The 25,005-nt window shown below is 67.5% G+C and carries 21 protein-coding genes; 3 read left to right on the forward strand and 18 right to left on the reverse strand.

Annotation, left to right across the window (positions count from 1 at the left end):
* Positions 1-18: 18 nt before the first annotated feature.
* From ACOCMH_RS25450 to rpsB, 16 genes are all read right to left on the reverse strand, one after another.
* Positions 19-801 carry a TrmH family RNA methyltransferase gene (locus ACOCMH_RS25450; protein ID WP_427309759.1) on the reverse strand — a complete coding sequence of 261 codons (783 nt, stop codon included), beginning with the start codon at positions 799-801 and terminating at the stop codon, positions 19-21.
* Positions 798-1,559 carry a ribonuclease HII gene (gene rnhB / locus ACOCMH_RS25455; RefSeq protein ID WP_427309761.1) on the reverse strand — a complete coding sequence of 254 codons (762 nt, stop codon included), beginning with the start codon at positions 1,557-1,559 and terminating at the stop codon, positions 798-800. The genes ACOCMH_RS25450 and rnhB overlap by 4 nt, the downstream gene beginning before the upstream one ends.
* The gene (lpxB, locus tag ACOCMH_RS25460; RefSeq protein ID WP_427313365.1) at positions 1,559-2,701 is read right to left on the reverse strand and encodes a lipid-A-disaccharide synthase; all 1,143 of its coding nucleotides are present in this window, start codon (positions 2,699-2,701) and stop codon (positions 1,559-1,561) included. The genes rnhB and lpxB overlap by 1 nt, the downstream gene beginning before the upstream one ends.
* 87 nt (positions 2,702-2,788) lie before the next feature.
* Positions 2,789-3,592 carry an acyl-ACP--UDP-N-acetylglucosamine O-acyltransferase gene (gene lpxA, locus ACOCMH_RS25465; protein ID WP_427309762.1) on the reverse strand — a complete coding sequence of 268 codons (804 nt, stop codon included), beginning with the start codon at positions 3,590-3,592 and terminating at the stop codon, positions 2,789-2,791.
* 142 nt (positions 3,593-3,734) lie between these two features.
* The gene (gene fabZ / locus ACOCMH_RS25470) at positions 3,735-4,184 is read right to left on the reverse strand and encodes a 3-hydroxyacyl-ACP dehydratase FabZ (RefSeq protein ID WP_010809590.1); all 450 of its coding nucleotides are present in this window, start codon (positions 4,182-4,184) and stop codon (positions 3,735-3,737) included.
* Between the two features lie 12 nt (positions 4,185-4,196).
* Positions 4,197-5,288, reverse strand: a complete 1,092-nt coding sequence (gene lpxD, locus ACOCMH_RS25475; RefSeq protein ID WP_427309765.1) for a UDP-3-O-(3-hydroxymyristoyl)glucosamine N-acyltransferase — start codon at positions 5,286-5,288, stop codon at positions 4,197-4,199.
* Between the two features lie 54 nt (positions 5,289-5,342).
* Positions 5,343-5,870: an OmpH family outer membrane protein gene (locus ACOCMH_RS25480; RefSeq protein ID WP_171517165.1), complete on the reverse strand. Its 528-nt coding sequence runs from the start codon at positions 5,868-5,870 to the stop codon at positions 5,343-5,345.
* 22 nt (positions 5,871-5,892) lie between these two features.
* Positions 5,893-8,226, reverse strand: coding sequence for an outer membrane protein assembly factor BamA (bamA, locus tag ACOCMH_RS25485; RefSeq protein WP_171517166.1), 2,334 nt, complete (start codon positions 8,224-8,226; stop codon positions 5,893-5,895).
* A 99-nt stretch (positions 8,227-8,325) separates the two neighbouring features.
* Complete coding sequence (gene rseP, locus ACOCMH_RS25490) at positions 8,326-9,729, reverse strand: RIP metalloprotease RseP (RefSeq protein WP_427309766.1); 1,404 nt, start codon at positions 9,727-9,729, stop codon at positions 8,326-8,328.
* 102 nt (positions 9,730-9,831) lie between these two features.
* Entirely contained in the window at positions 9,832-11,013 is a 1,182-nt protein-coding gene (ispC, locus tag ACOCMH_RS25495) for a 1-deoxy-D-xylulose-5-phosphate reductoisomerase (RefSeq protein ID WP_427309768.1), read from the reverse strand.
* Positions 11,014-11,024: 11 nt separating this feature from the next.
* Positions 11,025-11,846, reverse strand: a complete 822-nt coding sequence (locus ACOCMH_RS25500; RefSeq protein ID WP_427309770.1) for a phosphatidate cytidylyltransferase — start codon at positions 11,844-11,846, stop codon at positions 11,025-11,027.
* Between the two features lie 36 nt (positions 11,847-11,882).
* Positions 11,883-12,653 carry an isoprenyl transferase gene (locus tag ACOCMH_RS25505; protein WP_171517170.1) on the reverse strand — a complete coding sequence of 257 codons (771 nt, stop codon included), beginning with the start codon at positions 12,651-12,653 and terminating at the stop codon, positions 11,883-11,885.
* A gap of 46 nt (positions 12,654-12,699) precedes the next feature.
* Positions 12,700-13,260 (reverse strand): ribosome recycling factor, encoded by a 561-nt coding sequence (frr, locus tag ACOCMH_RS25510; RefSeq protein WP_115703368.1) that lies wholly within the window; start codon positions 13,258-13,260, stop codon positions 12,700-12,702.
* A gap of 115 nt (positions 13,261-13,375) precedes the next feature.
* Positions 13,376-14,086, reverse strand: a complete 711-nt coding sequence (gene pyrH / locus ACOCMH_RS25515) for a UMP kinase (protein ID WP_012352952.1) — start codon at positions 14,084-14,086, stop codon at positions 13,376-13,378.
* Between the two features lie 273 nt (positions 14,087-14,359).
* Entirely contained in the window at positions 14,360-15,238 is an 879-nt protein-coding gene (gene tsf / locus ACOCMH_RS25520) for a translation elongation factor Ts (protein ID WP_171517172.1), read from the reverse strand.
* Between the two features lie 291 nt (positions 15,239-15,529).
* Positions 15,530-16,273 (reverse strand): 30S ribosomal protein S2, encoded by a 744-nt coding sequence (gene rpsB, locus ACOCMH_RS25525; protein WP_116356606.1) that lies wholly within the window; start codon positions 16,271-16,273, stop codon positions 15,530-15,532.
* 337 nt (positions 16,274-16,610) lie between these two features.
* On the opposite strand from rpsB, the gene map reads away from it, so the two are divergent.
* The 3 genes from map to ACOCMH_RS25540 all read left to right on the forward strand — a co-directional run bounded on the left by map (position 16,611) and on the right by ACOCMH_RS25540 (position 22,091).
* Entirely contained in the window at positions 16,611-17,429 is an 819-nt protein-coding gene (gene map / locus ACOCMH_RS25530; protein ID WP_427309772.1) for a type I methionyl aminopeptidase, read from the forward strand.
* Between the two features lie 77 nt (positions 17,430-17,506).
* Positions 17,507-20,089 carry a [protein-PII] uridylyltransferase gene (locus ACOCMH_RS25535; protein WP_427309774.1) on the forward strand — a complete coding sequence of 861 codons (2,583 nt, stop codon included), beginning with the start codon at positions 17,507-17,509 and terminating at the stop codon, positions 20,087-20,089.
* A gap of 22 nt (positions 20,090-20,111) precedes the next feature.
* The gene (locus ACOCMH_RS25540) at positions 20,112-22,091 is read left to right on the forward strand and encodes a pseudouridine synthase (RefSeq protein ID WP_427309776.1); all 1,980 of its coding nucleotides are present in this window, start codon (positions 20,112-20,114) and stop codon (positions 22,089-22,091) included.
* Positions 22,092-22,327: 236 nt separating this feature from the next.
* Here the strand turns inward: ACOCMH_RS25540 and def are convergent, their stop codons facing one another.
* Together def and ligA are read right to left on the reverse strand one after the other, a co-directional pair.
* Complete coding sequence (def, locus tag ACOCMH_RS25545; protein WP_427309778.1) at positions 22,328-22,861, reverse strand: peptide deformylase; 534 nt, start codon at positions 22,859-22,861, stop codon at positions 22,328-22,330.
* Between the two features lie 14 nt (positions 22,862-22,875).
* Complete coding sequence (gene ligA, locus ACOCMH_RS25550) at positions 22,876-25,005, reverse strand: NAD-dependent DNA ligase LigA (RefSeq protein ID WP_427309780.1); 2,130 nt, start codon at positions 25,003-25,005, stop codon at positions 22,876-22,878.

Here is a 25,005-nt window from a genome sequence, read left to right on the forward strand (position 1 = left end):
TTGGCTGCGCCGGCGGCTTCAGCCGGCGCGGCGCTGGCGCACCGCCTCGAACAGGCAGATCGCCGTCGCCGCGGCCACGTTCAGCGATTCCATCCCGCCCGGCTGCGGAATGCCGACCTTGCGCGTGACGTGGGCCATCCAGCCCTCGCTGACCCCTGCCCCTTCATTGCCCACCACCCACGCCACCGGTCCGCGCAGGTCGGTGTCGAACACGGCGGCCTCGGCGTGCGACGAGGTTGCCAGCAACGGCACGGCCAGGCGCGGTGCGAGCGCGTCGAGCGTGCAATGCTCGACGATATTCAGGTGGAAGTTCGCACCCATGCCGGCGCGCAGGGTCTTGACCGACCATGCGAAGGCGCAGCCGGTGGCGAGGAAGGCATCGCGGATGCCCGCCGCGGCCGCGCTGCGCAGGATCGAGCCGACATTGCCGGCGTCCTGCACCCCGTCCAGGATGATGCAATCCTGCTCGATACGCGCCGGCAGGTGGCCCGCCGGGGTCTCGATCACCAGCATCAGGTCGATGCCGTTGACCACGCCGCTGATCTGCGTGAACAGCGCATCGGCCAGCACCACCACGCGCTCGGCGTCGACCTGGGCCAGCAGCGGCGCCACTTCGGCATGGTCATAGTGGCGCTCCGACACCAGGCAGGTGACGGGCTGGCCGCGCGCGGCCACGTAGGCCTGCGCCAGGTGCACGCCGTCGAGCAGCGACTGGCCTGCCTTGCGGCGCTGGTGCGTGGAACCGGCAAGCGCCTTCAGGTGCTTGAACAGCGCATTGTCGCGCGAGGTAACGTGCTTCACGAGGCTTCGGATGGCAAGGACGTGCCGCATTGCGCGGCCGGTAGCAAGGCGCCGGCGTCAGCAAGCGGCGTGACCTCGATGACTTCCGCCACGGCGGTCACCGCGGTAAACATCGGCCGCTGCGCCAGCGCCTCGCGCACGGGCGCGAACGAGCGGCGATGGTGCGGGGTCGCGCCGAATTCGGCGAGCGCGGCCATATGCTGGGGCGTGCCGTAGCCCACGTGCGAATCGAAGCCGTATTGCGGATACGCTGCGTGCAGTTCCATCAGGGCGCGGTCGCGCGCCACCTTGGCCAGGATCGACGCGGCCGAGATCGCCTTGACCAGCGCATCGCCCTTGACGATGGCTTCGACCGGGAACGCCACCTGCGGGCAGCGGTTGCCGTCGACCTGGACCAGGTCGGGCACGATGCCGCTGGCGGCCAGGCCCTGCACGGCGCGCTGCATCGCCAGCATGCTGGCGTGCAGGATGTTGATGGTGTCGATTTCCTCGACCGTGGCGAAGGCGATATGCCAGCCCAGCGCGCGCTCGCAGATTTTCTCGTACAGCGCCTCGCGCTTGGCGGCGGTCAGGATCTTGGAATCGGCCAGGCCGCGGATCGGGCGCTTCGGGTCGAGCACCACCGCGGCGGCATAGACCGGCCCGGCCAGCGGGCCGCGGCCCGCTTCGTCGACGCCGCACAGGCGCTGGATGGCGCGCGCCGCCGGCGCCAGGTCCAGTCCGAGTTGCGGCGAATCGGCAGCGTTACGGCGCGCCATCAGACCGTCCCCCGGCTGTGCATCAGGTCCACCACCACATCGGCTGCCAGTTGCGCGGTATTGCATTTCAGCGTCTCGTGCATGCGGGTGAAATGCTCGTACAGGAAGGCGGTATTGCCTTCGTCATTGAGCTGCAGCAGGGTCTCGCGGGCCAGGGCCTCGGGCGTGGCGTCGTCCTGCAGCAACTCGGGCACGACAAAGCGCCCTGAAAGGATATTAGGCAATCCCACGTAAGGCAGATAACCCTGGCGCTTCATGATCTGCGCGGTCAGCCAGGGCACCTTGTACGAGATCACCATCGGCTTCTTGTACAGCGCCGCTTCCAGCGTGGCGGTGCCGCTGGCCAGCAGCACCACGTCGGCGGCTTCCATGGCCTGGTGCGATTTGCCGTCGACGATGGTCAGGCGCAGTTCGGGATACTGCGCGTGCAGGTCTTCGACGATGGCGCGCAGCGGCGCGCTGGCCGCCGGCAGCACGAACGCCAGGTTCGGGTCCATGCGCTGCATGCGAGCCATCGCCGCGAAGAAGGTGGCGCCCAGGTTGCGCACCTCGGACTGGCGGCTGCCCGGCAGCACCGCCACCACGCGGTGCCCGGCGGGCAATCCCAGCGCGGCGCGCGCGCCGGCCACGTCGGGCACCATCGGGATCACGTCGGCCAGCGGATGGCCCACGTAGGTGGCTGGAATGCCCGCCCTGGCGTAGATCTCGGGCTCGAACGGGAACAGGCACAGGATGTGGTCGACCGCGCGCGCGATGGTGCGGATGCGTCCGCCGCGCCAGGCCCAGATCGACGGGCTGACGAAATGCACCACCGGAATGCCGGCGCGGCGCAGCGGCACTTCCAGGCCGAAATTGAAGTCCGGGGCGTCAACCCCGATAAAGCACAGCGGCGGGTCGGCCAGCAGCCAGTCGCGCACCGCGCGCCGCGTGGCCAGGATTTCGCGCAGCGAGCCCAGCACCTCGACATAGCCGTTGACCGACAGCGTTTCCATCGGCCAGCGCGAGGTGAAGCCCTGCGCCATCATGCGCCTGCCGCCGATGCCGGCGTAGTCGACCACCTCGCCGGTCTCGGCCAGGCGGGCCTGCAGCCCGCCCATCATCAGCGAAGCCAGCAGGTCGCCCGAGGCCTCGCCGGCCACCATGGCGATGGTGCCGCGCTTGCCCCCGGCGCTACGGTTGCCCGCGGGCAGGTCCTTCCGAATCGCGGCGTCTGCCATGTGGGTCCGGTCTCAGCGCACGATGCCGCGCTGGGTGGCGGCAAGGAAGTCGACAAAGGCCTGCAGCGGCGCCGCGGTGCCGGCGTCCACCTGGGCCAGCAATGCGGAAATCTCGTTGCGCGCCTCGTCGAAGCTGAGGTCGGACTTGTAAAGCAGCTTGTAGGCCTGGCGCAGCGCGGCGATCTGGCCGGCGTCGAAGCCGCGGCGGCGCAGCCCTTCGACGTTGACGCCATGCGGCGTGGCCTTGTTGCCGCTCTTGTCGCTGGCGGCGATCACGAACGGCGGCACGTCCTGCACCAGCGCCGAAGCGCCGCCGAGCATCGCGTGGGCGCCGATGCGCACGAACTGGTGCACCCCGCTCATGCCGCCCAGGATGGCCCAGTCGCCCACCTCGACGTGGCCGGCGATCTGCGCGTTGCTGGAAAAAACGGTGTGGTTGCCGACCATGCAGTCATGGGCGATATGGACGTAGGCCATGATCCAGTTGTCGTTGCCGATGCTGGTCAGGCCGCGGTCCTGCACCGTGCCGGTGTGGATCGTGGTGAATTCGCGGATGGTGTTGCGGTCGCCGATCTCGAGCCGGGTCGGCTCGTTGCGGTATTTCATGTCCTGCGGCACGCCGCCGACCGACGCATAGGGACCGATCTGGTTGCCTTCGCCGATCGTGGTATGGCCTTCGACCGTCGTATGCGAGCCGATCCGGGTGCCGCTGCCGATCCGCACGTTGGGACCGACGATGGAGAACGGGCCGACACTCACGTCGGCGGCCAGCTCTGCCTTCGGGTCGACCAGTGCGGTGGGGTGGATTTGCGTCATGCGTACTGTCCTGTGATGGGTCTGGTGAAGGATGGGCCAATGCGCCGGGCAAAGGTTCCCGTCCGGGCCGTCTGCCCCTCAAGCGCGGCAGCGCAGGGGCACGGCAGCCAGCCCGCGGCAGCGCCGCGGGCCGTACGCGGCCTCACTCGGCCTGCTTCACGGTGCACATCAGCTCCGCCTCGCAGGCCACCTTGTCGTCGACCGTGGCGAACGCCTTGAACTTCCAGATGCCGCGGATATAGCGCTCGACCGTCACGTTCATGTGCAGCTGGTCGCCCGGGTACACCACCTGCTTGAAGCGCGCGCCGTCGATGCCGACGAAGTAGTACAGCGCGCCTTCCTTGCGCTCCATGTCGGCGCCAAAGGTCAGCAGGCCGGCCGACTGCGCCAGCGCTTCCAGGATCATCACGCCCGGCATCACCGGCTGTTCGGGGAAATGGCCCTGGAAGTACGGCTCGTTGATGGTGACGTTCTTCAGGGTCTTGATCCGCTTCTGCGCTTCGAACTCCAGCACGCGGTCGACCAGCAGGAACGGGTACCGGTGCGGCAGCAGCTTGAGGATCTTGCGGATATCGATTTCGGCCGCGCTCATGATGATTTCTCTTTAGTCTTGTGAGGGTTGGGACCCGGCGGCCTGGCCGCGCAGGCGGCGTTCCAGCGCCACCACCCGTTCGCGCAGCTTGCTCAGGCCGCGCACGATGGCTGCGTTGCGCTCCCACTCGCCGTGCGGCAGGAACGGAAACACGCTGGTGAAATGGCCGCCGGGCTTGGTAATGGATTTGGTGATCGAGGTGCCGCCCGACACCGTGGTGCGGTCGGCGATGGTCAGGTGGCCGGCAAAGTTGGCCGCGCCGCCGATCACGCAGAAGCGCCCGATGCGCGTGCTGCCCGACACCGCGGCGCAGCCGGCGATCACCGTGTGAGCGCCGACCCGCACGTTGTGCGCGATCTGGACCTGGTTGTCGATCTTGCAGCCGTCCTCGATCACGGTGTCGGCCATCGCGCCGCGGTCGATCGCGGTATTGGCGCCAACCTCGACGTCATTGCCCAGCACCGCGCGCCCGGTTTGCGGGATCTTCACGTATTCCACGCCGGTCGCGCTGATGTCCGGCGCAAAGCCGAAGCCATCGGCGCCGATCACCACGCCGCTATGCAGGATGGCGCGCGCGCCGACCACGCAGTGGTGGTAGACCGATACGTTGGCATACAGCAGTGAATCGTCACCGATCTCGGCGTGCGCGCCGACATAGCCGTTGGCCAGGATGCGCACGCGCTCGCCCAGCCGCGCGCCGGCTTCGATGACCACGTTGGGGCCGATGTAGCACGAGGCCGGCACCACCGCGTCGGGCGCCACGGTGGCGCGCGCGTCGATGCCGGTGCGCGCATCGCTATTGGCGGCGCGGTCGAAACGTTGCGCCACGCGGGCAAAGCATACGTAGGGATTGCGCGCCACCAGCCAGTTGCGGCCGTCGGCCTTGCCTTCGGCGCGCACGCGCTCGAGGTCGGCGGCCGAGACGATCACGGCGCCGGCATTCGCATCGAGCGCCTGCTGCAGGTAGAGCGGGTTCGACAGGAACGAGAGCTCGCCCGGTCCGGCCTGGTCCAGGGGGGCCAGGCCGGTGATCGCCAGGTCGGGGTCACCCACAACCTGCGCGCCGTTCTCGGTGGCGAGCTGACCCAGTGTGGGTGTCTGCATGGCGGTACTTCCTGATGGTAAAACGAACGAAGGAACGAACGAAGCGGCGGCGGCTTACTTGCCGCCGGCGTTCAGCACCTTCATCACGTCGTCGGTGATATCGATGCGCGGATTCACGTACACGGCTTCCTGCACGATCAGGTCGTACTTGCGCTGTTCGGCGAGCTGGCGGATCACGCGGTTGGCGCGCTCGAGCACCTGGGCCAGCTCCTCGTTGCGGCGCTGGTTCAGGTCCTCGCGGAATTCGCGCTGCTTGCGCTGGAACTCGCGGTCCAGATCGGCCACTTCGCGCTGGCGGCGCTGGCGGTCGGAGTCGGCCAGCACGGCCGTGTCCTTGTCCAGCTTGTCAGCCATGCCCTTGATCTTCTGCGCCATGTCCTGCAGTTCGCGATCGCGCTTGGAGAACTCCTGCTCCAGCTTGACCTGCGCCGCCTTGGCCGGCTGCGAATCGCGCAGGATGCGTTCGGAATTGACCGCGGCGATGCGCGCTTCCTGGGCCGAGGCCGGCATCGCGGCGCAGATCGCCGCGGTGGCGAGCGCGGCGGCGCCCAGGGACTTGACCAGTTTGAATGTTGTAGTCATGAAAACAGATCCTTTGTCAGAATCAGAATGCCGTGCCGATCTGGAACTGGAAGCGCTGGACCTTGTCGTTGTCGTCGCGCTTGAGCGGGAAGCCCATGCTGATCTTCAGCGGCCCGATGGGCGACAGCCACGACATGCCGAAGCCGGTCGAGTACTTCAGTTCGCTGAAGCTCAGCGGCTGGCCTTCCTGATAGACGTTACCGAAGTCAAAGAAGGTGAACAGGCGCAGCGTGCGGTCCACGCCGGAGCCCGGCAGCGGGAAGATGAACTCGACGTTGCCGATCATCTTCGAGGCGCCGCCCACCGGGTTGCCGTTCTGGTCCTTGGGGCCCAGCGTGCTGGTCTGGTAGCCACGCACCGAGCCGATACCACCCGCGTAGAAGTACTTGAACACCGGGAACGGCGTGTTGCCGTAGCCGTGGCCGTAGGCGACTTCACCATTCAGCGCCAGGGTGAAAGCCTTCGAGATCGGGTAGAAGTACTGCTGCTGCACGCTGGCGCGGTAATACTGCGTATCGCCGCCCGGCAGGCCGACTTCCAGGTTGGCCTGGGTGTACGGGCCCTTGGTCGGGACCAGCGCGCTGTCGCGGCGGTCGCGCGCCCAGCCGATCGTGAACGGGAAGTTGTTGATGCCGTCGCCCGAGCTCTTGCCGATCTTGTTGAGCCAGTCGGTGTACTGGGTCGGGGTGTTGACCGACGTGTACACCTGGGTGCGTTCGTAGCCGATGCCGAAGAACACGGTGTCGACTTCCGAGAACGGCACGCCGAACTTGAAGCCGCCGCCGGCCGACACGATCTTGTAGTCCTGGTCGCCGGTGTAGTACAGCGGGCGCGAGGTACGGTAGTAGATATCGGTCGAGCGGCTGATGCCGTCCACCGTGAAGTACGGGTCGTACTGCGTCAGCGCGATGGTACGGAACGACTTGGCGGTGTTCACGTCCAGGCCCAGGCTGGTGCCCGAGCCGAACACGTTGTCCTGGCGCAGGCCGGCCTGCAGCACCAGCTTGTCGGTGGACGAGAAGCCCACGCCCAGGCTGATCTGGCCGGTCGGCTTTTCGGTCACGTTGACATTGACATCGACCTGGTCGGGCGCGCCGGGCACGTCCTCGGTGGTGATGTTGGTGTCGGTGAAGTAGCCGGTACGGTTGATACGCGCCTGCGACTGCGTCAGCTTTTCGCTGTCGAACCACGAGCTTTCCATCTGGCGCATCTCGCGCCGCACCACTTCGTCGCGGGTCTTGCTGTTGCCCACCACGTTGACGCGGCGCACGTAGACGCGGCGGCCCGGATCGACCATCAGGGTCAGCGCGACTTCTCGCTTTTCCTTGTCGATCTGCGGTTGCGGGTTGATGGTGGTGAACGCGTAGCCATAGGTGCCGAGCAGGTCGGTAATGGCCTTGGTGCTCTGCGTCAGCTTCTCGGACGAGAAAATATCGCCCTTCTTCAGCTGCAGCAGCTTTTCCATTTCCTCCTGCTTGCCCAGCAGTTCGCCCGCCAGGCGCACCTCGGACACCTTGTACTGGTCGCCTTCCTTGATGTTCAGCGTCAGGAAGATGTCTTTCTTGTCAGGCGTGATGGAAACCTGGGTCGATTCGATGGCGAATTCCAGGTAGCCGCGGTTCAGGTAGTACGAGCGCAGCGCTTCCAGGTCGGCGGTCAGCTTCTGCTTCGAGTACAGGTCGTTCTTGGTGTACCACGACAGCCAGTTGGGGGTGGACAGCTGCATCTCGTCGCGCAGCGTGCTTTCCTTGAACGCCTTGTTGCCGACGATATTGATCTGGCGGATCTTGGCGACCGGACCCTCGTCGACGTTGAACACCACCGAGACGCGGTTGCGGTCCACCGGCGTGATCGTGGTCTGCACGTCGGCGGCATAGTAGCCGCGCGCGACGTACTGGCGCTTGAGCTCCTGCTCGGCCTTGTCGATCAGTGCCTTGTCGTAGTAGCGGGCCTCGGCCACGCCGACCGCGCGCAGCGAGCGGCGCAGCGTGTCCTTGTCGAATTCCTTGATGCCGACGAACTCGAGCTGCGAAATCGCCGGGCGCTCTTCGACCTGCACCACCAGCACGCCTTCCTCGGCGCGGATCTGCACGTCCTTGAAGAAGCCGGTATTGTAGAGGGCACGGATGGCGTCGGCGCCCTTGTCATCGGTGAAGGTTTCCCCGACCCGCACCGGCAGGTAGCCAAACACGGTACCCGGTTCGACGCGTTGCAGTCCCTCAACGCGGATGTCCCTGACGACGAACGGATCGGCAGCCCAGCCCGCCGGGCTCCAGGCTGCAATAACGGCACTCGCCAGCAAGCCCAGCGAAATGCGCTTATGTCTGATCAATGTTGATCCCCTCTTTGATTCCATCCAGGATTGCGCTCCGATGCCTCATTGGACTGCGCCTGGCAAATGGCGTCCCCGGCGACGGTGTCCGACGACACCACCACCCCTTGCCGACACACGTTTCTAGCCGTTCGCCAGAAACATTCGGCTGACGTCATTGAACAAAGCGAGCGAAGTCAGGAGCAAGATGCAAGCAATGCCAACCTTCTGCAGCATTGCCTGCCAGTGGTCTGGGACGGGCCGGCCAGTCAAAAATTCCACGCAATAATACAGCAAATGCCCCCCATCCAGAACCGGAATGGGTAACAAATTGAGTACGCCGAGACTAACGCTGACCAGCGCCAGGAAGCTGACAAAGGCTTGTATGCCGAGGTTTGCGGCACGCCCGGCGTAGTCCGCCACGGTCAGCGGTCCGCTCAGGTTCTGCAGCGAAGCCTGCCCCACCAGCATCTTGCCCAGCAGCTTGAGCGACAGCGCGCTGGTGTCCCAGACCTGCCCCACCGCGCGTGCCAGCGCCTCGCCCGGCTGGTAGCGCACGGTCTCCATCTGCACCGCCTGGCTGAGCGCCGCGCCCAGCTTGCCGGAAGGCGCCGCGCTGGCGCCGCTGGCGTCCTTGGCGCCGTCGCGCGCCGCGGCGGTGTCGAGCGTGACCGGCACCTCCAGGCGCTGGCCATTGCGCTCGATGCCGAGCGTCACGGCCTGCCCCGGCTGGCTGCGCACCGCCTTGATCAGGGCGCTGGCCTGCGTCAGCGGACTGCCCTGCCAGGCCACGATGCGGTCGCCCTTGCGCAGCCCGGCGCGTTCCGCCGCCGAATCCGGCAGCACCTCGGTGATCGTCACCGGCCCGCCCTTCAGGTTCAGGCCCAGCGTGGCCAGCGGATCCTGCTCGGGATTGCCGCCGGTATTGGGCAGGCGCGGCAGCGTGACATCGCGCTCGGCGCCGTCGGCACCGCGCACGCGCAGCACCGCGCGCGCATCGCCGAAGCCTTCGGCAAACACCGCCATGCGCAGGTCGTTCCAGGAGCGGACCGGCTCGGTGTGGTCGTTGGCGGTCAGGGACAAGACCCGGTCGCCCTCGCGCACGCCGGCCTGCGCCGCCATGGTGCCGGCCGCGGGCGCCGCCACCACGGGCGCGGGCTCGCGCATGCCGCCGGCGAACAGCGCGAAATACAGCACGATCGCCAGCGCGAAGTTTGCCAGCGGACCGGCCGCGACGATCGCAAAGCGCTTGCCCACCGGCTGGCGGTTGAAGGCACGCGGCAGGTCGGCCGCGTCGATGGGGGCGTCGCGCGCGGGATCCAGTTCGCGCTCGTCGAGCATCTTGACGTAGCCACCCAGCGGGATGGCCGCCACCGTCCACTCGGTGCGGTCGCGGCTTTTGGAGATCCAGCGCAGCAGCGGCCGCCCGAAGCCGATGGAAAAACGCAGCACCTTCACGCCGCAGGCGCGCGCGGCCAGGTAGTGACCCATTTCGTGCACGTAGATCAGCACGCACAGGGCAACGATGAAAGCGAGTACGGTTTGCATGGTGCGGGACGTCGGTAAGATCGCTGGGGCGGCATGCGCGGTCCGCGGGGAGCGGCCGGCGCAGCCGTTATTGTCGCAGATGCGGCAGACCGCCCCGCCGCATCAGCGGGCGGTGGCCCGTGCGGCTACGGCGACCCTGGCCGCCGCGCGCGCCAGCGCGTCGGCCGACAGCACGGCCTCGAGCGTATCGGCGGGTCCGCTCGGTGCCTGTTCCAGCACCTGGCGCACGATGCCGGCGATATCGGTAAAGCGAACCTGACCGGCGAGGAATGCCTCAACCGCCACTTCATTGGCGGCATTGAGCACCGCCGGCGCCACCCCCGCCGCCTGCAACGCGTCGAAGGCCAGTCCCAGGCACGGGAACCGGACCAGGTCCGGCTTTTCGAAATGCAGCCCGCCGGCGCTGGTCAGGTCGAGCGGGGTCACGCCCGCGTCGATCCGTTCCGGGTAGGCCAGGCCATAGGCAATCGGCGTGCGCATGTCCGGGTTGCCGAGTTGCGCCAGCACCGAGCCATCGGCATAGGCCACCATCGAATGCACGATGCTCTGCGGGTGGATCAGCACCTCGATGCGCTCGGCCGGGGCACCGAACAGCCAATGCGCCTCGATCACCTCGAGTCCCTTGTTCATCATGGTGGCCGAGTCCACCGAGATCTTGCGGCCCATGACCCAGTTGGGATGGGCGCAGGCCTGGTCGGGCGAGATATCGTGCAGCGTGGCCGGGTCGCGCGTGCGGAACGGCCCGCCCGAGGCGGTCAGCAGCACCTTGGCCACGCCGCGGCCATAGCGCGGGTCGTCGGCGGGCAGGCACTGGAAGATGGCGTTGTGCTCGCTGTCGATCGGCAGCAGCGTGGCGCCGTGCTCGCGCACCGCATCCATGAAGATGCGGCCGGACATCACCAGCGCTTCCTTGTTGGCCAGCAGCACGCGCTTGCCGGCGCGCGCCGCGGCCAGCGTCGGGCGCAGGCCCGCCGCGCCGACGATCGCGGCCATCACCGCATCGACCTGCGCATCGGCGGCGATGGATTCCAGCGCAGCTTCGCCGTAGCTGACCTCGGTGGCCACGCCCGCAGCACGCAGCAGCGTTTCCAGTTCCTGCGCCGCCGCGGCCGTTCCCACCACGGCGCGCGCCGGGCGAAATTCAATGCACTGGTCGGCCAGCTTGCGCACCTGTCGATGGGCGCTGAGCGCATGCGCCGCGTAACGGCCGGGATGGCGCCGGATCACGTCGAGCGTGCTTTCTCCGATGGAGCCGGTGGCGCCCAGGATAGTGATGCGATGCATGGCAGACGGCTTCAGAGAAAAATCAGCATCAGGGCGGCCAGCGGGAATACCGGCAGCAAGGCGTCGATGCGGTCCAGCACGCCACCGTGGCCAGGCAGCAGCCGGCTGCTGTCCTTCTTGCCGACCTGGCGCTTGAGCAGGGATTCGAACAGGTCGCCCACCACGCTCGCCGCAACCAGCAGCGTGGTCAGCGCCGCGACGAAGCCGAGGCCGCCGCGGTCGCCCATCGCGGAAAACCAGGTCGGGGCAAAGGCGTGGGTGGCGGCCAGCGCGAGGCCGATCGCCAGCGCCAGCACCCAGCCGCCAATGGCGCCCTCCCAGGACTTGCCCGGGCTGATCCCGGGCGCCAGCTTGCGCCGGCCGATCGCCTTGCCGGTGAAATACGCGCCGATATCGGCGGCCCATACCAGCACGGCGGCGGTCAGCAGCACGCCGATGCCGGCGCCGCGCAGGATCATGGTGGCATGGGCAAACGCGGGCAGCATCACCAGCCCCAGCACCACGCCCAGCGCCGTGAAGGCCGGGGTGGCGGTGCGCACGCCGCGCGCCAGCAGCACCACCGCCACGCCCCAGCACACTACCGCGGCCTCCAGCAGCCAAGTCGTGGCGTGGCGCAGCGGCAGGTCATGCCAGGTGATGGTGGCGATCAGGCAGGCCAGCGCATAGACATAGGGCCACGGCCCGCGCAGTCCGATCAGGCGGCCGAATTCCCAGCCGGCCAGCAGCACGATCACGCCGAGCAGTCCCGCCAGGCCCGCCGGCGGCGCCAGGAACAGGATCGGCAGGATCAGCAGCAACAGGCACAGGGCGGTGATGACGCGGGTGAGGAGCATGCGCTGCGGTCCCGTGAAAGGTTGGAGTAGCCGGTCTCAGGCGGTACCCGAAAGTCCCGGCGCGACCAGCTGCGCGCTGGTGCGGCCGAAGCGGCGTTCGCGCTGGCGGTACGAGGCAAAGGCCTTGTCGAGTTCCGCGGCGTCGAAATCCGGCCAGTAGACGTCGGTGAAGTACAGCTCGGAATAGGCGAGCTGCCACAGCAGGAAATTGCTGATGCGCTGTTCGCCGCCGGTACGGATGAACAGGTCCGGCTCCGGCGCATAGGCCATGGCCAGGTGTGGTGCCAGCATCGATTCGTCGATGGTTTCGGGATCGAGCATGGGCGAGCGCGCCAGCATCTTGCGCATGGCCTGCAGCAGGTCCCAGCGCCCGCCGTAGTTGGCGGCGATGGTGACGGTCAGGCCGGTATTGCCGGCGGTGCGCGCCTCGGCATCGCGGATCAGCCGCTGGATGCGCGGGCTGAAGCGGCTCAGGTCACCCACCACCCGCAGCCGGATGTTGTTGGCGTGCATCTTCACCACTTCGCGCCGCAGCGACATCATGAACAGCCGCATCAGGAACGTGACCTCGTCCGCCGGACGGCGCCAGTTCTCGGAGCTGAACGCGAACAGCGTCAGGTACTGCACGCCCCGGGCGGCGCAGGCTTCCACCACCGCGCGCACAGCGTCCAGCCCCCGGCTGTGCCCCGCCACGCGCGGCAGATGCCGCTGGGTCGCCCAGCGGCCGTTGCCGTCCATGATGATGGCAAGGTGCCTGGGCACGTAGGATGTATCGGGTACGGCAAGCGTCGAGCTGATGTGCTGCATGGGCGTGAGACGGCCGCTGACAGTCCCGGCAAGGCCGGGACGGGCGTCAGACCGTCATGATCTCCTTCTCTTTTTCGGCGACCATCTTGTCGATCTCGGCCACGTACTTGTCGGTCAGTTTCTGCACCTCGTCCTGGCCGCGGCGCTCGTCGTCTTCGGAAATGGTCTTGTCCTTGACCAGCTTCTTGAACTGCTCGTTGGCATCGCGGCGCAGGTTGCGCACCGCCACCTTGGCACCCTCGGCCTCGCCCTTCACGACCTTGGTCAGCTCCTTGCGGCGCTCTTCGGTCAGTGCCGGCATCGGCACACGGATCACTTCGCCCATGGTGGCCGGATTCAGGCCCAGGTCGCAATCGCGGATCGCCTTCTCGACCGCGCCCACCATTTTCTTTTCCCACGGCTGCACCGTGATGGTACGGGCATCGGCCAGGCCGATCGCTGCCACCTGACTGATCGGCACCATCGAGCCGTAGTAATCCACCTGAACGTGGTCGAGCAGGCCGGTATGGGCACGGCCGGTGCGGATCTTAGCCAGATCGGCCTTGAAGGCTTCGATCGACTTCTGCATTTTCTGCTCGGCGCTCTTCTTTGTGTCGGCGACGCTCATTTTTACCTCCGGAAATCAGCCAACCAAGATCCCCTCTGGTGGGGATCGAAAATGAATCATTCTACTCTTTGCCCGGCCGGATACCAGCGCCGCGGCGCGGCATCCGTTATCGGACTCACACATGCACCAGGGTACCCTCGTCCTCGCCCAGGATGACGCGCTTGAGCGCGCCGGGCTTCACGATCGAGAACACCTTGATCGGCAGCTTCTGGTCGCGGCACAGCGCAAAGGCGGTGGCGTCCATCACCTGCAGGTTGCGCGAGATGGCCTCGTCGAAGCTGATGGTGGTGTAGCGCGTGGCGCTGGGATCCTTCTTCGGGTCGGCGGTGTACACGCCGTCGACCTTGGTCGCCTTCAGCACGATCTCGGCGCCGATCTCGGAGCCGCGCAGCGCGGCCGCGGTGTCGGTGGTGAAGAAGGGATTGCCGGTGCCGGCGGCGAAGATCACCACCTTGCCCTCTTCCAGCTGGCGGATCGCGCGCGGGCGGATATAGGGCTCGACCACCTGGTCCATGCGCAGCGCCGACTGCACGCGGCCTTCGATATTGGCGTGGCGCATTGCGTCCTGCAGCGCCAGCGCATTCATCATGGTGGCCAGCATGCCCATGTAGTCGGCGGTCGCGCGATCCATGCCGGCCGCACCGCCCGCGACGCCGCGGAAGATGTTGCCGCCGCCGATCACCACCGCCACCTGCACGCCGAGCTTCACGATCTCGGCAATGTCGTTCACCATCGCCTCGATGGTGGAGCGGTTGATGCCGAAGGCATCGTCGCCCATCAGGGCTTCACCGGACAGTTTCAGAAGGACGCGCTTGTAGGCTGGCATGTTCACCCTCGGACAGGAGCAGTTCGCTCGGTTGAGACGATACTGGGACGTATGTTTTGGCACCGGCGGCACGGGTCATGGTGCCGCCGGCAGGAGAAAGCCGGTTTTCGGGGTGCCCCGGCCTGGACCGGACCACCGCGGAAACGGACTGTTGCAGTGCAACGCCGGCTGCGCCGCGCTGCACTACTTATGCAGAGGGGCACCTTGCGGCGCCCCTGCGGCATTATAGGCGCCCGGACCCGCCCCGACGGGCAGTCCGCGGCGCCCCGGACCTCAGCCCTTCTGGGCAGCGGCCACCTGGGCGGCCACTTCAGCGGCGAAGTCGTCCTGCTTCTTCTCGATGCCTTCGCCCACGACGTAGAGGGTGAAGCCCTTCACGGTCGTGTTGGCGGCCTTCAGCATCTGCTCGACGGTCTGCTTGTCGTTCTTCACGAACGGCTGGTTGAACAGCGAGACTTCCTTCAGGTACTTCTGCACCGAACCCTCGACCATCTTGGCGACGATCTCGGCCGGCTTGCCCGACTCGGCAGCCTTCTGCTCGGCGATGCTGCGCTCCTTGGCGATCAGGTCGGCGGGGACCTGCTCGGCCGACAGCGACACCGGCTTCATCGCGGCCACGTGCATGGCGACGTCCTTGGCGGCGGCTTCGTCGCCGTCGAACTCGACCATCACGCCGATGCGGGTGCCGTGCAGGTACGAAACCAGCTTGCCGCCATTGGCGTAGCGGACAAAGCGGCGGATCGTCAGGTTCTCGCCGATCTTGCCGATCAGCGCGGTACGGGTCGCTTCAACGCTGACGCCGTCGATTTCCAGCGCCGACAGCGCGGCCACGTCGGCCGGGTTCTGCTTGGCGATCAGTTCGGCGACCTTGGCCGAGAAGGCCAGGAAGTCGTCGTTCTTGGAGACGAAATCGGTCTCGCAGTTCAGTTCGACCAGCACGCCGGTGGTGCCATCGATGAACGAAGCGACCACGCCTTCGGCGGTCACGCGCGAGGCGGCCTTGCTGGCCTTGTTGCCCAGCTTGACGCGCAGCAGCTCTTCGGCCTTGTTCAGGTCGCCGTCGGCCTCGGTCAGGGCCTTCTTGCATTCCATCATCGGCGCGTCGGTCTTCGCGCGCAGTTCTGCAACCATGCTTGCGGTAATTGCCGCCATTTGTCACTCCTTGAATGGTTCGCGCCGGCTGCCGGCAGTCGCCCGCGGCACCCGGTCGGTGGGTCTACAGCGCACCCGCGACAGATGCTGCCTGCGGCGGATGACAACAATTCAACATTCAAAAAAAGGGGGCGCCAGATGTGCCCCCTTCTATTGCCCTTCCTGCCGGCTGCCGGCGTCCCCCGGCTTTGGCCTTGCGCGCAGCCCGCGGTGGCGGGCGGCAAGCGTTGCTTGTCGGTCTGGTGACGATGCGCGCTAGGGTTTCCTTTCCGGCAGCGGGGCGCGGGGCGATCAGCCTTCCTGCACTTCGACGAATTCGTCGTCGCCGCGGGCGGCTTCAACGACTTCCTGCACGGCGTTGGCACGGCCTTCCAGGATGGCGTCAGCCACGCCGCGCACGTACAGGGCCACGGCCTTGCTCGAGTCATCGTTGCCCGGGATCACGTAATCGATGCCTTCCGGCGAGTGGTTGGTATCGACCACGCCGATCACGGGGATGCCCAGCTTGTTGGCTTCGGTCACGGCAATCTTGTGGTAGCCGACGTCGACCACGAAGATCGCGTCAGGCACGCCGCCCATGTCCTTGATGCCGCCGATCGACTTCTCCAGCTTCATCATCTCGCGCTCGAACATCAGCGCTTCCTTCTTGCTCATGGTTTCCAGCGCGCCGGCTTCCTTGGCGGCTTCCATGTCCTTCAGGCGCTTGATCGAGATCTTGACCGTCTTGAAGTTGGTCAGCATGCCGCCGAGCCAGCGGGCGTCGACGTAGGGCATGCCGGCACGGCCAGCTTCTTCAGCCAGGATTTCGCGCGACTGGCGCTTGGTGCCCACGAAAAGGATGGTGCCGCGATTGGCTGCCAGCTGACGCACGTACTTCATGGCGTCCTGGAACATCGGCAGCGTCTTTTCGAGGTTGATGATGTGGATCTTGTTGCGATGGCCGAAGATGAAGGGGGCCATCTTCGGGTTCCAGAAGCGGGTCTGGTGGCCGAAGTGGCAACCGGCTTCCAGCATTTCGCGCATGGTGACGGACATGTAAATCTCCAAAGGGTTAGGTCTGAAGCCCGCCCCGACATTCCTGAAAAGGAACACCCCGGATAGGCGGGCCAGCGATTTCAAGCGGCAGGAAAAGCCCTGCCAAATAACCGAACCGGCCGGCGCAATTGCTGCGGCGCAACCAGATCAGCCCGCTATTGTAGCAACAAAAATGCCGCTGGCTCAAGCCGCCCCCGGCCTCTTCCGCCCCTGGCGCCCTGGCCCCGGGCGGCGGGAACAGGCTGCGATCCGGCCTCGATGGTGCGATAATCCCACTTTGATCCATCGATTCGGGCGTGGCCAGTGGCCCCGTCATCACTTTTTCTGGCGACGCAGCATGAGCATTTACCTGAACACCGCCGAAGACATCGCCCACATGCGCGTGGCTTGCCGCCTTGCCTCCGAAGTCCTCGACTACATCACGCCTTTCGTGCAACCCGGCGTCACCACCGGCGAACTCGACCGCCTGTGCCACGCCTACATGCGCGACGTGCAGGGCACGGTGCCGGCGCCGCTGAATTATGCGCCTCCGGGCTACCCGCCCTTCCCCGGCGCGATCTGCACTTCGGTCAACGACGTGATCTGCCACGGCATTCCGGGCGACCGCGTGCTCAAGAGCGGCGACGCCGTCAACCTGGACATCACCGTCATCACCAAGGACGGGTACTACGGCGACACCAGCCGCATGTTCATCGTCGGCGAGGGCTCGATCCTGGCCAAACGCCTGGCGCAGGTGACGTATGAATGCATGTGGAAGGGCATCGCGCAAGTGCGCCATGGCGCGCGCCTGGGCGATATCGGCCACGCCATCCAGGTGCACGCCGAAGCCGCCGGCTACAGCGTGGTGCGCGAGTACTGCGGCCATGGCATCGGCAAGAACTTCCATGAAGACCCGCAGATCCTGCACTATGGCCGCCCCGGCACCGGCGCCGAGATCAAGGCCGGCATGATCTTCACCGTGGAGCCGATGATCAACGCCGGCAAGCGCGATATCCGCACCATGCCCGACCAGTGGACCGTGAAGACCCGCGACCGCAGCCTGTCGGCGCAGTGGGAGCACACGGTGCTGGTCACCGAGACCGGCTACGAGGTGCTGACGGTGTCCGCCGGCACCCCGGCGCCACCGGCTTTTATTACCGATTCCGTGGCGGCCTGACGCCGCGCAGAAGCCAGGGCGCCTGACCGGGCGCCCTTCTTTTTCCAGCCGTGCCCACGAACCATCCCGCCACCTCCATGGACACCACGCCGGAACTGCTGCTGGCCGCGCGCGTGCGCGACCAGCTCAAAGCCGACAAGCAGGCGCTGTTTGCGGACTTCAACGCCAGCGCCAACGCCGCCACGCTGACCACGCGGCTGCGCCGCGCCGTCGATGCCGCGCTGAGCGAGGCCTGGCGCGGGCTGGCCATGCCCGCGGACGCGGCGCTGGTGGCGGTGGGCGGCTACGGCCGCGGCGAACTGTTCCCGTACTCGGACGTCGACGTGCTGCTGTTGCTGCCCGCCGAGCCCGACCGGGACACCGCCGGCAAGCTGGAACGCTTTATCGGGCTGTGCTGGGACCTGGGGCTGGAAATCGGCTCGGCCGTGCGCACGGTGGACGACTGCATCCGCGAATCGCGCCAGGACGTGACCATCCAGACCTCGCTGCTGGAAGCACGGCTGCTGACCGGCAACCGCAAGCTGTTCGAGGCGCTGCGCAGCCGCTACCAGGCGGACCTGGACCCGGCGGCGTTCTTCCAGGCCAAGCTGCTGGAAATGCGCCAGCGCCACGCCAAGTACCAGGACACGCCCTACGCGCTCGAGCCCAACTGCAAGGAGAGCCCGGGCGGCCTGCGCGACCTGCAGGTGATCCTGTGGATGACCAAGGCCGCGGGCCTCGGCGACAGCTGGAAGGAGTTGTTCGAGAAGGGCCTGCTGACGCGCCGCGAAGCCCAGGAGCTGGCCCGCAACGAGCGCCTGCTGAAGATCATCCGCGCGCGCCTGCACCTGGTGGCCGGGCGCCGCCAGGACGTGCTGGTGTTCGACCTGCAGACCGCGCTGGCCGAGGCCTTCGGCTACCGCCAGAACGCCAACAAGCGCGCCAGCGAGCAGCTGATGCGCCGCTACTACTGGGCCGCCAAGGCGGTGACCCAGCTCAACAGCGTGCTGCTGCTCAATATCGAGGCGATGCTGTTCCCGAGCGAGTCGCAGGTGACGCGCGTGCTCAACGAGCGCTTCGTCGAGCGCCAGGGCATGCTGGAGATCACCAGCGATGACGTGTACGAACGCGATCCGCATGCCATCCTCGAAACCTTCCTGCTGTACCAGCGCACCCCCGGCGTGAAGGGCCTGGCGCCGCGCACGCTGCGCGGTCTGTACAACGCGCGCACGGTGATGAATGTGCACTGGCGCAACGACCCCGAGAACCGCCGCCTGTTCCTGGCCATCATGCAGGAGCCGCAGGGCATCACCCACGCGCTGCGACTGATGAACCAGACCAGCGTGCTGGGCCGCTACCTGATCAACTTCCGCCGCATCGTCGGCCAGATGCAGCACGACCTGTTCCACGTCTATACCGTGGACCAGCACATCCTGATGGTGGTGCGCAACATGCGCCGTTTCGCCATCGTCGAGCACACTCACGAGTTCCCGTTCTGCAGCCAGCTGATGGCCAGCTTCGACAAGCCCTGGGTGCTGTGGGTGGCGGCGCTGTTCCATGACATCGCCAAGGGCCGCGGCGGCGACCATTCCCGGCTCGGCACCGTCGATGCGCGCCGCTTCTGCAAGCAGCACGGCATTGCGCGCGAAGATGCCGACCTGATCTGCTGGCTGGTCGAGCACCACCTCACCATGAGCCACGTCGCGCAGAAGCAAGACCTGACCGATCCGGATGTGGTCCATGCCTTTGCCGAGGTGGTCGGCAGCGAACGCTACCTGACCGCGCTCTACCTGCTGACCGTGGCCGATATCCGTGGCACCAGCCCCAAGGTGTGGAATGCCTGGAAGGGCAAGCTGCTGGAAGACCTTTACCACATCACGCTGCGCGTGCTGGGCGGCGCGCGCGTCGATTCGCACTCGCTGTGGTCGCAGCGCAAGGCAGACACCATCTCGGAACTGCGCCTGAAGGCCTTCGACCCGGCGCTGGGCAAGTCGCTGTGGGCGCAGCTGGACGTGGCCTTCTTCCTGCGCCACGATTCGCACGATATCGCCTGGCTGACGCGCCACCTGTACAACAAGGTGGACAGTCCCGTGCCGGTGGTCAAGGCGCGCGTGTCGCCGGCCGGCGAAGGCCTGCAGGTGGCGGTCTACATCAAGGACCAGCCCGACCTGTTCGCGCGCATCTGCGGCTATTTTGAGCGCAAGGCGTTCTCGATCCAGGACGCCAAGATCCACACTACGCGCCACGGCTACGCGCTCGATACGTTCCAGGTCACCGATCCCGGCATGGCCGGCGACGGCGGCAACTACCGCGACATCATTGCGCTGGTGGAGCACGAACTGTGCGAGCGGCTGCGCCTGCAAGGCGCGCTGCCCGAGCCCACGCAGGGACGGCTGTCGCGCCAGTCGCGCAGCTTCCCGATCAAGCCGCGCGTCGACCTGCGCCCGGACGAGCGCGGGCAGTATTACCTGCTGTCGCTGTCCGCCAACGACCGCACCGGCCTGCTGTACGCCATCGCCCGCGTACTGGCACGGCATCGCGTGTCCGTGCACACGGCACGCATCAACACCCTGGGCGAACGCGTCGAAGACGTGTTCCTGGTCGACGGCAGCCGCCTGGCCGCCGACAACCGATTGCAGATTCAGCTTGAACAGGACTTGCTCGCCGCCCTCGCGATATGAGGCGGCGGGCCAGCATCAACCTATGACCGACAGCAATTCGCCGAAGCGCAAGACGCTAGGCATCAAGGCCGCCAGCGATACCGGCACGGCCGCGCGCAAGACCGGCACCCGCCCCGTGCGCGTGTCCGACCTGAATCGCAAGCGCGTACAGGCCGTTTCCGAAGGGATCAAGCGCGCCCAGCATCGTGCCGGCGGCAAGACCGGCAGCGGCGCGGCCCAGGGGGAAGGGCAGGGCCAGCCGCGCAAGCCGCGCGCGCCGCGCCCCGCTGACGCCGAACGCCAGGCACGCCCGCGCCGCCCGGAAGGTGGCGAAGCGCGCCCGCGCCGCTTCGGCGATGACGACAACCGTCCGCGCCGCTATGGCGACGATCGCGGCGAAGCCCGTCCGCGCCGTTTCGAAGGCGGCGAAGCGCGCCCGCCGCGACGCTTTGGCGACGATGACAACCGCCCGCGCCGTACTGGCGACGATCGCGGCGAAGCCCGTCCGCGCCGTTTCGAAGGTGAAGCGCGCCCGCCGCGACGCTTTGGCGACGATGACAACCGCCCGCGCCGCACTGGCGACGATCGCGGGGAGGCCCGTCCGCGCCGCTTCGAAGGCGGCGAAGCGCGCCCGCCGCGACGCTTTGGCGACGATGACAACCGCCCGCGCCGCACCGGCGACGATCGCGGGGAGGCCCGTCCGCGCCGTTTCGAAGGCAGCGAGTCGCGCCCGCCGCGACGCTTTGGCAACGATGACAACCGCCCGCGCCGCACCGGCGACGACCGCGGCGAAACCCGTCCGCGCCGCTTCGAAGGCGGCGAAGCGCGCCCGCCGCGACGCTTTGGCAACGATGACAACCGCCCGCGCCGCCCTGGCGACGACCGCGGCGAAGCCCGTCCGCGCCGCTTCGAAGGCAGCGAGTCGCGTCCGCCCCGACGTTTAGGCGACGACGACAACCGCCCGCGCCGCACTGGCGACGATCGCGGGGAGGCCCGTCCGCGCCGTTTCGAAGGCGAAGCGCGCCCGCCGCGCCGCTTCGGCGATGACGACAACCGCCCGCGCCGCTTCGAGGGCGACGACAGGCGCCCTCGCCCCGCGCCGTCGGGCGAGCGCCGCCGCGAGGGCACGGCGCCGGCGCGCCGCTTCAGCGATGCGGCCGACCGCATCCGCACCGCTGGCCCGGCCCGCCCGCAAACGCCCGCTCCGCGCCGCGAAACGGCATCGGCGCAGCGCGACGAATCCAGTCACGACGACGGCCTGGTACGCCTGTCCAAGCGCATGTCCGAGCTTGGCCTGTGCTCGCGCCGCGAGGCCGACGAATGGATCCCGCGCGGCTGGGTGCTGGTCGACGGCAAGCCCGTGACCGAACTCGGCAGCCGCATCCGCCCCGACGCCGAGATCGAGATCCTGCAGGAAGCGCGCTCCGAGCAAGGCGAGCGCGTCACCGTGCTGCTGAACAAGCCGGTGGGCTATGTTTCGGGCCAGGCCGAGGACGGCTACGAGCCCGCCGCGGCACTGTTTACCCCCGAGAACCAGTGGGAAGGCGACCCCACGCGCAAGCGTTTTGCGCCGTGGCAGCGCAAGAACCTGGCACCCGCGGGCCGCCTCGATATCGACTCCACCGGCCTGCTGGTGCTGACGCAGGACGGCCGCGTCGCGCGCGCGCTGATCGGCGAGGATTCGAATGTCGAGAAGGAATACCTGGTGCGCGTGGTCTGGCACTCGCCGCAAGGTCCGGTCGAGCGCAACATCAGCGCGGAATTCCCCGCCGATGACCTGGAACTGCTGCGCCACGGCCTGTCGCTCGACGGCGTCCCGCTCAAGCCCGCCAAGGTCAGCTGGCAGAACGAAGAGCAGCTGCGCTTTGTGCTGCGCGAAGGCCGCAAGCGCCAGATCCGCCGCATGTGCGAACAGGTCGGGCTGCAGGTGGTGGGCCTCAAGCGCGTGCGCATGGGGCGTGTGGTGCTGGGCGACTTGCCGCCGGGCAAGTGGCGGTTCCTGGGGCAGTTCGAGAAGTTCTGATGTGAAAAAGCGGCCGGGATGGCCGCTTTTTTTTAGGAGTCGTGGCAAATAGCCACAACCTCATCCCGTACCGCTTGCGTGCTCCCTCTCCCGCTCGCGGGAGAGGGTTGGGGTGAGGGCCGGAGCTGCCACGAAGTGAAGCGCTACGATGCTTGTCAAGCGCCTGCCCTCACCCCCTGCCCCTCCCCCGCAGGCGGGAGATGAGCAAACCTGCCGCATGTGAATTGGCGTCGCCGTCAGTCGTCGCTGTTCGCCGGCAGATCCGGAAACAGCACCTCGGTAAACCCGAACTGCCGGAAATCCCTGATGCGCATCGGATAGAGGATGCCCTGCAAATGGTCGCACTCATGCTGCACCACGCGCGCATGGAAGCCTTCGGCCACGCGTTCGATGCGGTTGCCCATCAGGTCGTAGCCGCTGTACTTCAGCCGCAGGTGCCGCGGCACCACGCCGCGCAGCCCCGGCACCGACAGGCAGCCCTCCCAGCCGTCTTCCATCTCGTCGGACGGCATGTCCAGCACCGGGTTGATCAGCACGGTCTTGGGCACGGTGGGCGCGTCCGGATAGCGCGGGTTGCGGTCGAAGCCGAAGATCACCACCTGCAGGTCCACGCCGATCTGCGGCGCCGCCAGGCCCGCGCCGTTGGCGTGGTCCATGGTGTCGAACATGTCTTCGATCAGCGTGCGCAGCTCCGGCGTGTTGAAGCGCTCCACCGGCCGCGCCACCTGCAGCAGGCGCGGATCGCCCATCTTGAGAATCTCGCGGATCATCTCGTGTCCCCCGGTTAGTCTTGGGCTGGCGCCGCGCCCACTTCAGCCAGCAGCGCGAGCATGCCCGCCTCGTCCAGCACCGGCACGCCCAGCGCCTCGGCCTTGTCGAGCTTGCTGCCGGCCTCGGCGCCGGCGACCACGTAGTCGGTCTTCTTCGAGACCGACCCCGCCACCTTGGCGCCGGCGGCTTCCAGCAGTTCCTTGGCGTCTTCGCGCGACAGCGTGGGCAGCGTGCCGGTCAGGACAAAGGTCTTGCCCGACAGCGGCGCCGGGGCCCGCGCCAACGGCTCGCTTTCCGCCCAGTGTACGCCGGCGGCGCGCAGTTGCTCGATGACCTCGACGTTGTGCGGCTCGGCCAGGAAGTTGGCGATCGACTGCGCCACCACGGGCCCGACATCGTTGACCTCGAGCAGCGCCGCTTCGTCGGCCGCCATCAGCGCATCCAGCTTGCCGAAGTGTTTGGCCAGGTCCTTGGCGGTGGCTTCGCCCACGTGGCGGATGCCGAGCGCGAAGATAAAGCGGTTCATGGTGGTCGCGCGCGACTTGTCGATCGCCGCGACCAGGTTGGCCGCCGATTTGTCCGCCATGCGCTCCAGCGCGGCCAGCTTGGCCACGCCGAGCTTGTACAGGTCGGCCGGCGTGCGCACGATGCCGTGGTCGACCAGTTGCTCGACCAGCTTGTCGCCCAGGCCTTCGATATCCATGGCGCGCCGCTGCGCGAAATGCAGCAGCGACTGCTTGCGCTGCGCCGCGCAGATCAGGCCGCCGGTGCAACGGGCAATGGCTTCGTCCTCGAGCTTTTCGATATGCGAGCCGCACACCGGGCAGGCGGTCGGCATCACAAAGGCGCGGGCATCCGCCGGGCGGCGCTCGGTCACCACGGCGACCACCTCGGGGATCACGTCGCCGGCGCGGCGCACGATCACAGTGTCGCCGATATGCACGTCCTTGCGGCGGATCTCGTCCTCGTTGTGCAGCGTGGCATTGGTCACGGTCACGCCGCCGACGAACACCGGCTTGAGCCGCGCCACCGGCGTGATCGCGCCGGTGCGGCCGACCTGCACCTCGATGTCCTCGACGACGGTGGTCATCTCCTGCGCCGGGAACTTGTGCGCCAGTGCAAAGCGCGGCGCGCGCGAGACAAAGCCCAGCCGCTCCTGCTCGGCCAGCGCATTGACCTTGTAGACCACGCCGTCGATGTCGTACGGCAGGTCGTCGCGGCGCTTGCCGATATCGCGGTAGAAATCGAGCAGTCCCTGCGCGCCCTTCACCACCGCGCGGTCCTTGCACACCGGCAAACCCAGCGCGGCAAAGCCATCGAGCATGGCTCCGTGGGTCGGCGGCCGGTCCACGCCCTGCAGTTCGCCCAGCCCATAGGCGAAGAACGACAGCGGTCGCTTCGCGGTGATGCGCGGATCGAGCTGGCGCAGGCTGCCGGCGGCGGCATTGCGCGGATTGACGAAGGTCTTTTCGCCGGCCTCGGCCTGGCGCGCGTTGAGCTTGTCGAAATCGCGCCGGAACATGAAGACCTCGCCGCGCACTTCCAGCACCGCGGGCGCCTGGCCGCGCAGCTTGAGCGGGATCGCCTTGATGGTGCGCACGTTGACGGTGACGTCCTCGCCGGTCTCGCCATCGCCGCGCGTGGCGGCCTGCACCAGGCGGCCATCCTCATAGCGCAGCGACATGGCCAGTCCGTCGAACTTCAGTTCGCAGGCGTATTCGACCGCATCGGCGGCGCTGAACAGGTCGGCCTCGGCCGCCGCGGGCGCGCTGCGGCCCAGGCCTTGCGCGCAGCGGCGGTCGAAGTTCAGCACGTCTTCGTCGGCGAAGGCATTGTTGAGCGACAGCATCGGCACGCGGTGCCGCACCGAGTCGAACGCCGACAGCGGCTCGCCGCCGACGCGCTGGGTGGGCGAGTCCGGCGTCTGCAGCTCGGGATGCTCGAGCTCCAGCGCCTGCAGTTCGCTGAACAGCGCGTCGTATTCCGAGTCGGGAACGGTGGGCGCATCCAGCACGTAATACTGGTAGTTGTGGCGGTCCAGCTCGTCGCGCAGCCAGGCCACGCGTTTGGCTGCGGCCGCGGGCGGCAAGGCGCCGACGGGCGCGGAGGCATCTGCCTGCGCGCCGCGGTGTTTTGCGGTCAT

It is taken from the genome of Cupriavidus sp. H39 (assembly GCF_050271075.1).
GTDB classification, from domain to species: Bacteria; Pseudomonadota; Gammaproteobacteria; order Burkholderiales; family Burkholderiaceae; genus Cupriavidus; species Cupriavidus necator_B.